Annotated in this window: 16 protein-coding genes and 1 pseudogene; 10 read left to right on the forward strand and 7 right to left on the reverse strand. The window is 40.5% G+C overall.

The genetic code is table 11. The features are described from left to right. Positions 1–55 precede the first annotated feature (55 nt). Positions 56–1,351 carry a DUF2254 domain-containing protein gene (locus ABFG93_RS16775; RefSeq protein ID WP_347549155.1) on the forward strand — a complete coding sequence of 432 codons (1,296 nt, stop codon included), beginning with the start codon at positions 56–58 and terminating at the stop codon, positions 1,349–1,351. 38 nt (positions 1,352–1,389) lie between these two features. On the opposite strand, the gene ABFG93_RS16780 is transcribed toward ABFG93_RS16775, so the two are convergent. After that, positions 1,390–1,983, reverse strand: coding sequence for a hypothetical protein (locus tag ABFG93_RS16780; RefSeq protein WP_347549156.1), 594 nt, complete (start codon positions 1,981–1,983; stop codon positions 1,390–1,392). Between the two features lie 12 nt (positions 1,984–1,995). Further along, positions 1,996–2,532: a sigma-70 family RNA polymerase sigma factor gene (locus tag ABFG93_RS16785; RefSeq protein ID WP_347549157.1), complete on the reverse strand. Its 537-nt coding sequence runs from the start codon at positions 2,530–2,532 to the stop codon at positions 1,996–1,998. Between the two features lie 344 nt (positions 2,533–2,876). Between ABFG93_RS16785 and ABFG93_RS16790 the strand changes: the two genes are divergently transcribed. The 4 genes from ABFG93_RS16790 (at position 2,877) to ABFG93_RS16805 (ending at position 5,695) form a co-directional block, all read left to right on the forward strand. Then, positions 2,877–3,971, forward strand: a complete 1,095-nt coding sequence (locus tag ABFG93_RS16790; RefSeq protein ID WP_347552875.1) for a DUF418 domain-containing protein — start codon at positions 2,877–2,879, stop codon at positions 3,969–3,971. Further along, complete coding sequence (locus tag ABFG93_RS16795) at positions 3,958–4,512, forward strand: HD domain-containing protein (RefSeq protein WP_347549158.1); 555 nt, start codon at positions 3,958–3,960, stop codon at positions 4,510–4,512. Before ABFG93_RS16790 ends, ABFG93_RS16795 begins: the two co-directional genes overlap by 14 nt. A 116-nt stretch (positions 4,513–4,628) precedes the next feature. Next, positions 4,629–5,069, forward strand: a complete 441-nt coding sequence (locus ABFG93_RS16800; protein WP_347549159.1) for a DUF948 domain-containing protein — start codon at positions 4,629–4,631, stop codon at positions 5,067–5,069. Between the two features lie 2 nt (positions 5,070–5,071). Further along, positions 5,072–5,695, forward strand: coding sequence for a YtxH domain-containing protein (locus ABFG93_RS16805; protein ID WP_347549160.1), 624 nt, complete (start codon positions 5,072–5,074; stop codon positions 5,693–5,695). A gap of 97 nt (positions 5,696–5,792) precedes the next feature. Here the strand turns inward: ABFG93_RS16805 and ABFG93_RS16810 are convergent, their stop codons facing one another. Beyond that, positions 5,793–5,921 carry a hypothetical protein gene (locus tag ABFG93_RS16810; RefSeq protein ID WP_347549161.1) on the reverse strand — a complete coding sequence of 43 codons (129 nt, stop codon included), beginning with the start codon at positions 5,919–5,921 and terminating at the stop codon, positions 5,793–5,795. Positions 5,922–6,205: 284 nt separating this feature from the next. On the opposite strand from ABFG93_RS16810, the gene ABFG93_RS16815 reads away from it, so the two are divergent. Together ABFG93_RS16815 and ABFG93_RS16820 are read left to right on the forward strand one after the other, a co-directional pair. Next, entirely contained in the window at positions 6,206–6,592 is a 387-nt protein-coding gene (locus tag ABFG93_RS16815) for a response regulator (RefSeq protein WP_347549162.1), read from the forward strand. A 161-nt stretch (positions 6,593–6,753) separates the two neighbouring features. Then, positions 6,754–7,548, forward strand: coding sequence for a TIGR00266 family protein (locus tag ABFG93_RS16820; RefSeq protein ID WP_347549163.1), 795 nt, complete (start codon positions 6,754–6,756; stop codon positions 7,546–7,548). A gap of 69 nt (positions 7,549–7,617) precedes the next feature. Here the strand turns inward: ABFG93_RS16820 and ABFG93_RS16825 are convergent, their stop codons facing one another. After that, positions 7,618–8,736 (reverse strand): DEAD/DEAH box helicase, encoded by a 1,119-nt coding sequence (locus tag ABFG93_RS16825; protein ID WP_347549164.1) that lies wholly within the window; start codon positions 8,734–8,736, stop codon positions 7,618–7,620. Positions 8,737–8,896: 160 nt separating this feature from the next. Here ABFG93_RS16825 and ABFG93_RS16830 point away from each other — a divergent pair, with 160 nt between their 5' ends. Continuing rightward, positions 8,897–9,145, forward strand: coding sequence for a hypothetical protein (locus tag ABFG93_RS16830; protein WP_347549165.1), 249 nt, complete (start codon positions 8,897–8,899; stop codon positions 9,143–9,145). A 370-nt stretch (positions 9,146–9,515) separates the two neighbouring features. Here ABFG93_RS16830 and ABFG93_RS16835 read toward each other — a convergent pair whose 3' ends face one another. Further along, positions 9,516–9,986 carry a divergent PAP2 family protein gene (locus ABFG93_RS16835; RefSeq protein ID WP_347549166.1) on the reverse strand — a complete coding sequence of 157 codons (471 nt, stop codon included), beginning with the start codon at positions 9,984–9,986 and terminating at the stop codon, positions 9,516–9,518. Positions 9,987–10,073: 87 nt separating this feature from the next. Here ABFG93_RS16835 and ABFG93_RS16840 point away from each other — a divergent pair, with 87 nt between their 5' ends. Then, positions 10,074–10,244, forward strand: a complete 171-nt coding sequence (locus ABFG93_RS16840; protein ID WP_347549167.1) for a hypothetical protein — start codon at positions 10,074–10,076, stop codon at positions 10,242–10,244. Positions 10,245–10,321: 77 nt separating this feature from the next. Here ABFG93_RS16840 and ABFG93_RS16845 read toward each other — a convergent pair whose 3' ends face one another. Next, the gene (locus tag ABFG93_RS16845) at positions 10,322–11,455 is read right to left on the reverse strand and encodes a CapA family protein (protein WP_347549168.1); all 1,134 of its coding nucleotides are present in this window, start codon (positions 11,453–11,455) and stop codon (positions 10,322–10,324) included. A gap of 270 nt (positions 11,456–11,725) precedes the next feature. Further along, positions 11,726–12,133 carry a molybdenum cofactor guanylyltransferase gene (gene mobA, locus ABFG93_RS16850; protein ID WP_347552876.1) on the reverse strand — a complete coding sequence of 136 codons (408 nt, stop codon included), beginning with the start codon at positions 12,131–12,133 and terminating at the stop codon, positions 11,726–11,728. Positions 12,134–12,270: 137 nt separating this feature from the next. On the opposite strand from mobA, the pseudogene ABFG93_RS16855 reads away from it, so the two are divergent. Further along, positions 12,271–13,164, forward strand: a pseudogene (locus ABFG93_RS16855) (cbb3-type cytochrome c oxidase subunit I); the annotation flags it as partial. Positions 13,165–13,186 lie beyond the last annotated feature (22 nt).

Below are 13,186 nucleotides of genomic sequence, written 5' to 3' on the forward strand. Positions count from 1 at the left end.
TTTAAGATAGGGAACAAGAATAAAATGACATACTATTGAAGAGGATATTTTAATTATGAATTATTCCAAGACATCTATTAATTTACGCAATAGCTTCTGGTTTCTTCCGATTGTATACGGCTTGCTTTCACTCGTCGTCGTTGCACTGAGTACATGGATTGATATTGTTTACATATCTCAGCTTGATGGAACCATGACAAAGGTATTTTTAGCTACTGAAAAAGTGGCATCCTCACTCTATGCGCCGCTTGTGACAGCCATTCTAACGATGACAACAATTTCGTTTTCATCAATAATGGTCGTCTTAACGACATACTCTTCTCAATTTTCACCAAGAACGCTTCAGGATTTTATCTCTGATCGTTTTACACAGCATGTTCTTGGTGTTTTTGTAGCAGGGTTTGTTTTTTCACTTGTAAATATGCTTCTTCTAACAGGGAAAGACAGTCGAATTCTTATTTCTCCGTTACTAACGGTGATCCTGGCTATTGCTTGTCTTTTGTTCTTCGTCTTGTTCATTCATCATTCTGCAACGTTTGTCCAAGTAAACAATTTAATTGAAAAAATCACTAGAAGATCTCTACATTTAGTGGATACAAAAGCAGAACTTCATGATGGAGCAACATTTGAAAAGTGGGATAGCTGGGAAGAACGGGAGCTAAGAGAGGTCGAGGGAGTACCTATATATAGCAAAAGGATGGGCTATATTCAATTTATCCCATATGAAAAATTAATCAAGATAGGCACTGATATTGATGGTGTTATTCGTTTAGATTCGGACGTAGGTAACTATGTAAAGAGCGGTTCTCGAATTGCTACAGTATGGCCAGCGGATCCTTCTTCCTTCTCGGAGAACACGATTTTAAATACGATAGCGATTGGGTCAGAGCGTATCAATGATCAGGATTTAGAGTTTTCCATCCAAAAGCTTGTTGAAATAGCGTTACGAGCCATTTCACCATCAGTTAATGATCCTCATACAGCGATCAATTGTACAAATCGAATCGGCACCATCCTTTCCAAAATTGGCGAGACGTATCACCCGAAGGAATCGTTTTTTGATGATTCGCGTAATCTTCGCGTGTTAACAACACCGAAGCCATTTTTTCAATACTTATATAAGTCATTTTATCTAATTCGACATTACGGCAAAGATGATGTGTCGGTACTGAACGGAATTTTAGATGCTCTCATATTGACAGCGGAAGGACAGCGTCAATCTATTAAGCAGGATGTCCAACGGTTTCATGAGTATTTAATGAATAGTATTGATCTGGACGAGTTACCTGGTCTTGATCGTGCGCTACTTGAACATACATCAGATGTACTTAATGATATTTGTAAAAAGTAATAATGAAGACATTCGTTCCGTTGAGCGAATGTCTTCATTTACTTTCCAATTCCTTTTGAAACTGCTTCACGTGGCACGGTGAATTCCTCTATCACACTGCTTTCTTGATTTCGAATGACGAAATTTAAAGGCAGGCCGGTCTTAGGTTCAATCCATAAGGTAAAAGTGGTCATATTAAAGTATCCTTCAGTAATTTTGCCTTGAATTAGGATGGCATGATGGTTTTCAATCTGACTATTCATTTCACTAATTCTCCAGTTGTTAAAGTTAGCGAGGTAAGTGGATGCGATGGATCGTACTTGATAGCGATCATTTTCGTCATCAATATAAGTTATAGACCCTAATACATCGTTGTATAACTCCTCCTTGGTAAGTTTCACCTGATCAGGCGTAGCGTTTAGAGGAAGCAGGTCAGCTTCAGAGGCTGCGAAAAGCCCCGTTCCTGTTAACATGATTAGTAGGACGACATAAGTCAGGTAGGCTGGCAGGTTTTCTTTAAGAAGCATTAAGAATCCTTTAGCGGAGGGGGCTCTATTTACTGTAGAGAGAATGTTTTGTTTGTGTCGATCATCAAACGATACTGCCTTTGTATCGAGCATTTTGGTGCGAAGCTTTTCAAGTCGATCTTCCATTGATACCCCTCCTTAATACATTTCTTTTAAGAGCATTCTTGCCCGCCTGAGTCTAGTTTTGACAGAATTCTCTTTAATGGAAAGAAACTCGCTGATTTCTTGAACTTTTAATTCTTCGAAATAGTGTAAGAATATCACTTCTCTATATTTAATAGGGAGCTTTAGAATGTTCCTGGTGAGTTCTTTGTTTTCCTCAGACCCCATTAATTCCATGTCAGGAGTTGAATCCGGATGTTTAAAAGTTCCTAACAGCGATTGACCAAATACGATATTTCGATGGGGCCAGCTTTTGAGTACATCTTTGCATTTATTTGCCGTAATTGTTAAAACCCATGACTTAAGGGATGCTTCTTTATTAAAGGTTTCTAACCTTGTGTAGCATGTAATAAAAACTTCCTGCGCTATATCTTCGGACTTCCCTTTATCTTTCAAATAACTAAAGGCAAGCCACACGACACTTTCACCATAATCATGCATGATGGTTTCGAGAGTCACTTCCTTATTAGTGAGGTCTAGGTCTGGTTCTTCTGCTGGTTGTTTATTCCCCAAGGCGGCGCCTTCCTCCTTTAGCCCTTCAACTAAAAGACGATGTTCACTTATGAAGGGTTTCAAATAAAGTCTATTTCCATAATTTGTGTGTGTGCTCATTATAGAATAAATTGAATACAACTGGATACAATTTTTCCTGAAATAATATGGGTCGGTTATAATGGGTACATCAAGATAGAAGGTTAATGTCTCTTTCATGTGGAACGAAAAAACGAGACTGAAGTCATACTAAACAGAGGATGAGAACGATACAATCAAAACTTAGCCCCATTTCATCAAACGAACGAATTCATTCAATTGACGCCATGCGTGGATTTGCGCTCCTGGGGATTTTTTTAGTGAATATGGTCGATTTCCATTCACCATGGATGTACGTTGATCAGTTAGGTTATTGGGGGAATCAATGGAACCAACTTCTGATGAATGTAATCGATATCTTTGCACAGGCAAGCTTTTACCCTCTGTTTTCTTTCTTGTTTGGGTACGGGTTTGTCATTCTACGAAAACGTATCATTGATAAAGGGGCCTCATTACTACCAATTATGCTGAAGAGAATGCTGTTTTTATTTTTACTTGGTGTTCTGCACTTTACGTTCATCTGGCACGGGGATATTCTCTTTACCTATAGCTTAAGTGGACTCCTTCTTCTCGTTTTCATCCGTTTGGAAGGCCATTCACTAATTAATATCGGCCTTGTGATCTGGCTTTTCTATGCCATCATTCTTTTCTTAATTATGCTTCCGTTTAGCAGTACTGATTTTACAAGTCATAACCCAACTGCTATCCAACAATCTATTTCCATTTACGGCTCGGGTAGTTATTTAGACATAATGAGCCAGCGGCTAAGTGACTGGTACTATGTGAATGGAGGCATCAATGGAGTCTTCCTATTGTTCTCGATTTTTCCGTATTTCTTATTTGGTGCAGGATTCGCGAAGAAGGGATGGTTTAATGGAGCGCCCGATTCGCTTTTGATTGTTAAAAAGCTCATGGTGATCGGGGGCTTCGGATTTGCGGTTAAGCTAAGTCCTTTTTTATTCGATTCTTTTGCTTTCACCCATCTTCAGGACAGTCTTGGTGGGCCACTGGTTTCTTTATTTTACATGGCAACCATTTCATTGGTTTATCATTCGGGTAAGAGGGTCAAGCCTTTTGAGTGGATGGGTAAGATGGCGCTGACAAATTATCTACTGCAGTCGCTCATAGGCACGCTTATCTTCTATAGCTATGGGCTTGGCCAGTATGGAACGATAGAGGTAAGTACTGGTGTAGGCCTGGTAATCGCTATTTTCTTACTGCAAATTGTGTTCAGTAGAATCTGGCTCCAGTATTTTCGATATGGGCTAGTGGAGTGGATATGGAGATTGGTTACTTATCAAAAGCGATTTTCAATAAAGCGTAATAACGCGAAGGGGGACCCGACCTATGAGAATCATTGAGAAAGCTATTGAAACGTCCGCGATCGCACACGACGGGCAATACCGAAAAAGGTCAAAACTACCTTACCTCTCACATCCGGTGACAGTTGGATTCTATTTAATTGAGGCAGGGGCTGAAGAAAAAGTCATAACAGCAGGTATTCTTCATGATGTACTAGAAGATACGTCGATTAGCTTTAATGAGCTTGAGTCGGAATTTGGAATCGAAATTGCGAATCTTGTTCTGGGTTGCTCAGAGCCCGATAAAAGTCTTCCGTGGGAAGATCGTAAGCGGCATACGATCGAGAAACTTAAAACGGCTTCTTATTCGATCAAGCAAATTGCCTGCGCAGACAAACTTCATAATTTAACTACGATTCTATACGACTATGAACAAGAAGGGAAATTAGTCTGGCAACGATTTAATCGAGGACGTGATCAGCAAAGGTGGTATTATGAATCAATCTACGAAAGTTTGATGACGAACTTATCAACTGAAGAAGCGGCCAATCCATTATTTAATAAACTGAAGAATCAAACCCATCGTGTCTTTTCTAGTTAATTAGGTGTAGTTGTATTAAACCAAACTATTTCCATTGGCCTGTTTTTTGAATTTAATGATTATCTTTCCTAATCACGGGTATTGATAACTATATTCGAAAAGTAGGAGGACTTATAGTGGAAATTATTTTGTACGTAGCCATAGCTGTTATTGCACTTGTGTTTGCGATATTAAGTATCTTTCTTATTAAAGTATTAAAGTCTACTGAGAAAACATTATCAAACACAGCAGAAATGATCGATTCATTACAGGGACAAGTTGATGGATTGACGAAGGAAACGACCATGCTTCTTCACAAAACAAACGTTCTTACTGATGATGTTCAAACAAAAATTGGTCAATTTCAGCCTGTTTTTGAATCAGTGAAGGATACAGGAAATTCTCTCAGAAGTTTAACGCAATCTTTTTCGAAGTTAGGAAAATCGATAGAAAAAGGCGTTGACAAAAAGCAGGGAACAGCAGCAGAAGCGGCGAATTGGGGCAGTACTGCTCTGGAAATGTGGGAAAAGTATCGGATTAAGAAATCGAATATTCAATCTGTTAAAGAGGAGAGATAACAATGAAGGAATCCAAATTTAATCATGATGTGAAAGTTGAACGTGAACCTGCACCTGAAGGATATTCATCTTCTACTAGAGAAGTTATTCGGATTGATCAATCAGTTCCTGAGAAGCGTGAGAGTCAGTTAAAAGGACCAGCTATCGCAGCACTTGCAGGCGGTGTTGTAGGTGCAGCAGCAGGCGTATTGCTTGCACCGAAATCTGGTAAAGATCTTCGAAATGATATTAGTGGTGGAGTGACGAAAGCGAAGGATAAGAGTATAGAAGTTTCGGGGAACGTGAAAGAAAAATCTTCTGCTTTCGCTCAATCTGTGAAAACGAAGTCGAATGACCTGGTGTCCAAGGTGAAAAATCGTAACACAGACAATGGCGGGGCAGAAGAAGACATGCTCGTTAGTGGTTATTCCAAAAAACGTGCAGCAGAATTAGACGAAACAGAAGTACCAGTTTCAACGGTTGTGGAGCGTGATGTTGAGAAGATCATCGTTGAAACAAAAGGTGCAGAGACGTTTGATGAGGTTATCGAAAAAGACGTTGAACGAACGCTCGCAAGAGACCCTGAGCACCCTGAAACGCTTGATGAAGCAGCTGAACTCGAGCTTAAGAGAACATATCGCAAATAAAACAAAAACAACCGCCTTTCGCGGTTGTTTTTTTGCGCAAATGAAAAGCAGAGGAATTACTCCCCTGCTATTAAAGGCGATTCTTATGGTCAGTGACTTAAGAAGAGTGGATTGAATTTGCTTTTGTTGCTTCTCGTACGACGCTTCTGGCTTTAGAGGCTTCGTTTTGCTCCTGCTTTGCTTTTTTCTCAATTGCTTTAATGTCCTGCTTCGATGGACCATTCATGGTTTCATAAACCCTCCTAATTTTATACTAATCTTACAATTCCCTTTCGGTTTGACTTAAAACATAAAACACTCAAATAGTTATAAAATGGTAAAAAAGACGGCCAAACCTAAATAATGCGCTTTCATTTCTTAATAATGAACGGTAGTTTTAGCAAAAATATGCGAGATTTGTAACCTTATGACTAATTTCGGCGAAGATGTTCCAATGCTCTCCTTTTTGATGCACAATATTGATAGGAAGACACATGATCTGAGACTATTTTGCAAAAAGGTGGGCATAAAATGAAGAAAATATTAATAGTGGACGACCAGTATGGTATTCGAGTTCTGTTAAGTGAGCTATTTAAAAAAGAAGGGTATCAGGCGCTCCAGGCTGCAAATGGAATGACTGCAATTGAGATTGTTAGAAAAGAATCTCCTGATCTCGTGTTGCTTGACCTTAAAATGCCCGGTATGGACGGAATAGAAGTATTTAAATCGTTGAAAGAATTTGATGAAAAAGTACAAGTTATTTTTATGACGGCTTATGGCGAACTTCAGCTTGTAAAGGAATTTATGAGACTAGGTGCGATTACCCACTTTGCTAAGCCTTTTGATATCGAAGAAGTGAGTCGAACGGTGAAACGAATCATTCCACTTGATGCAAAAGAGATGGCTCGATCTAAATAAGATTGCTTGTAACCTGCTTTGTTTGTAAGGCAGGTTTTTTTGCTGGTTCATATTTGCTTCTGACTCATGCCAAATCACAAAACTATTTAAATAATATTCTTGAAACTAAATTATTTTTCGAAACGTAGAGTAATAGAAATTTAAAAAGGGGGATGAGAGGTATGAACAACCATGAAATCGACTTCAAGTTATACGGGGATGATATGCAATTCGTTGAAGTAGAGCTTGATCCTGGAGAAACGGTTGTAGCCGAGGCTGGTGGTCTTATGATGATGGAAGAAAACATTGAAATGGAAACGATCTTCGGTGATGGTAGTGAGCAACGCAGCGGTATGGTAGGGAAACTGTTCAGTGCTGGAAAACGTGTACTTACTGGAGAGAGTTTGTTTATGACAGCCTTTACGAACCAGGGCACGGATCAAAAACGCGTGTCATTTGCTTCTCCTTATCCGGGTAAAATTATTCCAATGGATCTTAGTGAATGGAATGGGAAGATCATATGTCAAAAGGATGCCTTTCTTGCAGCTGCAAAAGGGGTCTCAGTTGGGATCGAGCTTCAGAGAAAGCTTGGGACAGGATTTTTTGGTGGAGAAGGGTTTATCATGCAAAAGCTTGAAGGCGATGGAATGGCATTTGTCCATGCTGGAGGGACGATACATAGAAAAGAGCTCCAGCCAGGTGAAACGCTTAGGCTCGATACGGGTTGTCTTGTTGCTTTGACTCAGGAGGTACAGTACGATATTGAGTTTGTGAAGGGCGTGAAAACGGCACTCTTTGGAGGAGAAGGATTATTCTTTGTCACCCTGAAAGGGCCAGGCACAGTCTGGGTTCAGTCTCTCCCTTTCAGCCGTCTTGCGAGCAGAGTTTTTGCTGCAATGCCTCAGAATGGCGGCTCTAAAGGAGAAGGAAGCATGGCAAGAGGGTTATTTGATATGTTAAATGGTGATCGAAACTAATGAATAAGGAAAAGCTGCCTCCATTCACTATTCAGCAAATGGAGGCAGCTTTTTTATACAATAACACTGTTATTTTCGCTTTCCTCGTGATTGAGGCGCGTTTCTTCTCGTTAGTTCAAGATCTAATTTCTGAGTAATTTTCTCAAGATACTTTTCTTCACCGGGAAGAAGCAGGGTAACGACTGATCCTTCTTTACCCATTCGTCCAGTTCGCCCTGAACGATGCAGATACGTTCTTGCATCCTCAGATAAGTCGTAATGGAAGACGTGGGTAATATTATCGATGTCAAGGCCTCTTGCTGCAAGGTCTGTTGTTAATAGAAGTTGAATTTGATCGTTGCGGAAACGATTTAAGACATTTTTTCGCTCGGTTTTGTTCGTAGAGCTATCTAACACATCAAACGAAATTTTCTTCGTTGCAAGAATGTCTTTCAAACGCGATAGGTAGTTACTATTATTGACAAAAGCCAGTGCCTTGACGCCTTCTTTTCGGGCTAATTTCCTCAGTAATTCGGGCTTTTCTCGTCGGTTTGTCACATAGTAGCTGTGGTCAATTGCTTTCTTCTCTTCAGCAGTCGCGACAATGCTTAGGACAGAAGGGTTATCAGACAGTTGCTTCGCCTGTTGAGTCACTTTATCGCTAAGTGTAGCTGAAAAAAAGAGCAGCTGGCAATCACGAAGAGCTGACTGGGTAATGAATGAAACGTCTTTGATCGTAGAAGGGTGAAGAACCTGATCTGCCTCATCTGCTACGATGGTTTTAACCTCATGTACTTTAAGCTTTTTCATATCAATCAATTCAGCAATGCGATTTGGAGTACCAACAACGAGCTGTGGATGTTTTTTTAGTTTATCAAGCTGACGTTTCAAAGCGGCACCACCAATGAGCGAAGCTGCAGCCATGCCGCTCCCTTTTAAGAAAACCTGTGCGACTTCAAATACTTGCATCGCAAGTTCTCGTGTTGGAGCAAGGATAATCGCCTGCGTGTTTTTCTTCTCCGGATCCATTTTTTGAATAATTGGAAGAAGGTAGGCAAGAGTTTTCCCTGTCCCCGTCGGAGCTTCTACAAGAAGATCTTCACCTTCTAAAATACGAGGGATGGCTTGTTCCTGGACTTCTGACAGGTCAGTAAAGCCTGCAGCTTCCCAGTTATCTTTAAGAAATGGATGTTGATCAAACATTTTCATTAGTTTACTCCTTTAATATCGTGTGCACTTATTTTAACATAGATGTTTCATTGCAATACCTTTCATTCCACATATCCATTTAATCACTCTTGGATGGTCCTTTCCTTTATGTTTTGTTGCAACGCGATAGGGAATGAAACAAGGAAAGGAGGTCATGACTGTGAACGGATATTTACTTAGAAAAATGGCAGTGTATACATTAATTACAGGCATAGTTGCCGCTATCTTTATTGGCATTACGCTTGGAAATAATTTGCCTGACTATGCAACAATTGAAGAACCACATCCTCTTAGGTGGATCTTTGCTATGGGGGCATTTGGAATTTGTGGCATAATCTCCTCTATTTTATATACGGGCGGTGTTATTGCAGCAATCATCGTTCAAACCAATGAGAAGAAAACTGTGTAAATTGACAAAGAGCGCATCGCTAGGATGCGCTCTTACTTCGTTTTATATATAACGATCGGTAATTATTAACAGTAACTCCTTCATTGCCGCGGTAAACATACCATAGAGATCTGTTGATCTCTCAAACAACGAAAGCCCTACCTCTCTTCCATCCTTACGGCTCCGTAGCCGTGCCAGTGTGATTGAGGAGGATCAACAGCAATTGTAGTATGGCCATTAACTTGATACAAGCCAATTAGAATCATGCTGTTCATACCTTTCCAGTTATGAATTTTAGTTCTCCTTATTTTAAAGGAGCTAGTTGTTAATATTGGGTAATTAATATCCCAACTTCATATTATACACGATTGTTTGGTTATGTCAAGATTTCTTATCTTTTCATTCTTGTATAGTAGCTAATTAATCCGAGAGCTATTCCGAGAACTGCTCCTCCACCAACTTCTGCAGGTTGATGTCCAAGCAATTCATTGAGTTCTACATCTCTCCTGGCGTGAAATAAATCAGGATAATGACCAGATAGAAGCTCAATATCTTCATCAAGGTCGTTCACTAGCTGAGCTATTTCTCCTGTATGACGTCTAATTCCCTGGGCATCGTACATTACAATCACTCCGAAGACTACCGCTAAAGCTGTTTCTATGGATTGTTTACCTGTCTTTAATGCGGTATACGTTGCAAGAGCTGATACCCCTGCAGAATGTGAGCTCGGCATACCGCCTGTTTGAAAGAGAGGTCGCCAATCCCATTTTCCAGTTTGGGCTTTATGTGTAAGGATCTTTAATGATTGTGCAAATGTGATAGCGGAAAGCGCCACACCAATCCCTCGATTCATTTCATTCACCTCAATAATATTCTGGCAAGAAAGAGATAGTATTATGAGGGAAATAGTGAAAATAATAAAAAGGATGTTAGAAAGGAGTAGATGGGATTGAATATTACAGAACGGGAAGCCGAGATGATTCGAACGGCTCTTACTACTTTGGCAGCTGAACACAACGGTTACAGGGCAATATTAGATAAACTAGTCCCGATCGCAACAACATTAGAATTAAGTGACTTGGACAGCTTTATGAATGAAACTATCCAATATAAATCATAAGTAGGTGTTGACGAAAATCATCCCCCGCTTCTTTTTGGAGATTAATATATCCAGTATGTACCTATCACAGGCATTTGCTACATTTCCGGCACCTGTAAGTCAGGTATCCACTGTTTCATGTGATGATTGATTTCTTCTAATAGATCTGGTTTCGACTCACCGAGGGGAGTGACATGATAGTTCTCATCTACATAGGTTGGGGTGAAAGAAGGAGATTCAACTGTAATGGTTGAATTTCCCCTGAATTGTTCTTTCTTAATTGTCAGCTTAAGAATTCCGCCAATATCTTTATAGTCAAATCGCTGTCCAGAAAGAAAATTGCCGAGTGAATAGGCGACTAGTACTCGCCTGTTATCAGTCGTCTGAATCCATTCCAGAGGCTGAAGAACGTGTGGATGGTGACCCAGAATAAGGTCTGCCCCTGCTTCAGCAATGTGTGAAGCAAGAGATAGTTGATTGTGATTCGGATAACGCTCATATTCATTACCGAAATGAATACTTACTACAACCGTATCTGCAATCGCTTTCGCTTCCTGGATCTCTTTTGAAATGAGATCTTTATCAATATAGTTTACAAGATACGGTTTTCCTGATGGTGGACTGATCCCGTTCGTTCCGTATGTATAAGCAAGGAAAGCGACGGATATCCCTTCATGCTCAATTGTTCTGATTTTATTGCGATCTTCCTTTGAAGCATAGCTTCCTGTGTAAAGGATCCCAAGATTATTCCAGTGCTTGATTGCATTTTGAATCGCTTTTTCTCCACGGTCAAGGGTGTGATTGTTAGCCATTGAAACGATATCTACACCAGAAGCCTTTAGAGCATCACCAACTTCAGTTGGACTATTAAAGGAAGGATAAGAAGACAAACCGATTGCAGTTCCTCCAATCACGGTTTCCTGGTTGGCAAACGTGATGTCTGTACTTTCTAAATACTTCTGAACGCCTTTAAGCATCGGTGAAAAATTATAGTCACTACCTTCGACGGCGTTTTCGTATACGCGATCATGTATGAGAATATCTCCAACGGCAGCAAGCGTTAATGAAGAGCTCCCAATAGATGGGGTATCGGTTGATCGGATGTCATCCCGATAAGCGGCAAGGTTCTCTGGAGTATGCTCGGGAGATGCATCTTCTTGATTCAGTAAAAAGAAAACCAAGCCCGATACAAGTAAAAGAAGAACAGAAAAAAAGAGCGTCCATTTTTTCATAAGAATCACCTTTATTTGTAGTTAGTTGTTAGTATGTACTGACGGTATTCGACACAATCTCTTTATCTCCTTTTAAATAGAGAGTTCTTTTTCTCTGAGCCTCCATCAATGGACAAATGCCACGATACTATTACCGTGGCTAATGTAGAGATAAGGAACCTGACCCTAATGAAGCAGGCTAATGTTAAGCGAGACAGTACTAACTCTGTCAAAATAAACGGAGAAAGAAGAAGGTCCCTGCTTTATAAGTTCTGACAGTACGTCCTTGGTCTATGTACGATACACCCCCTGGAGAGGTTCGAGTTTATTGTTGATTAGGGGAAGGGCTATATCTGCATTCCGCTTTCCTAAAAGTTTAAGAAGCTTATGGGCTATGTTACGTGATGGAAAGATGTTTGTTACATCGATTACCCACGCCACATCTGCTCTTGCAAGTGATAGACCAGCTTGTAATCCTCCTAGCGGCCCCCGATTGTGATAAAAATCAGTAATGATACGAATGTTAGCAGGAACGAATGGCAATAATTCTCTTGGTGTGTTAGTAACGATGATAATTTCACCTGCAAGCTTGCTCATTTCTTTAATCTGATGAATGATTATTGGTTCTTTATCGTACAGTAGAAGGGATTTATGTTGGCCGTTGGGGCCACCGGCTAAAATAATTCCTACCAGCCTTATCGAATGGGTTGGCTGGGTTACATTGTGATGACGATTGGAACCTCTTTAACAACCGTGATGATTTTATTAAATGAAGGGACGGTACTCTACACCTTCTATGCGCCATTAAAAGCCTCGCCATGGTTCTATATAGGTCTAACCTTGCTCGTTTATCATTCGTTCTTTTCTTACTGTTCTCCATACCTGTAGGGTTTCACCATCAGCTATTGGAGTCAGGCATTTCTCCATTCTGGAAATACCTTCAGGTTGTCCTAACCTTTATGGTTATCGTGCCATCACTGATGACAGCTTTTTCACTGTTTGCATCGTTTGAAATCGCTGGTCGGAAAAAAGGAGCGAGAGGACTTTTCGGCTGGTTTCGTTCACTACCATGGAAGGATGCAAGATTCTTTGCCCCGATGGTTGGTATGTTGATTTTCATTCCAGCTGGAGCTGGCGGAATTATAAATGCTAGTAACCAGATGAACCAAATTGTCCATAATACGCTCTGGGTAACGGGACACTTTCACCTTACGGTTGCATCAAGCGTTGCACTTACCTTCTTTGGAATTGCTTATTGGATGATTCCGCATTTAACTGGTCGCGTGTTAACAGGCAGAATGCATCAGATTGCGAACCTCCAAACGATTCTATGGGCAGTCGGTATGTTCTTTATGTCTGGTGCGATGCATACTGTTGGCTTGCTTGGTGCACCAAGAAGAACAGCTTATACAACGTATCAGGACCATCCAGATGCGCTTGGATGGATTCCCTATGAAGTTACAATGGCTGTTGGTGGTTCTATTCTCTTTATTGCGATTCTACTTCTCATCTATATTATTACCGATCTTGCTTTCTTCGCACCGAAAGGCAAAGAGGACTTTCCGATCGGAGAAGTTGCAGAATGGGCAGAGAAAACGCCTGCTATTCTGGAAAACTGGCGGCTTTGGATTGGGATTGCTACAATACTCATCTTAGTGGCATATACTGTGCCGGTTGTTCATATGATTGAACACGCACCACCGGGTTCCCCTGGATTTAAATTCTGGTAAAGAAGACGTCGGCGATGAGCCG

Origin of the sequence: Pseudalkalibacillus hwajinpoensis (genome assembly GCF_039851965.1) — a bacterium.
In the GTDB taxonomy this organism is placed as follows: domain Bacteria; phylum Bacillota; class Bacilli; order Bacillales; family Guptibacillaceae; genus Guptibacillus; species Guptibacillus hwajinpoensis_E.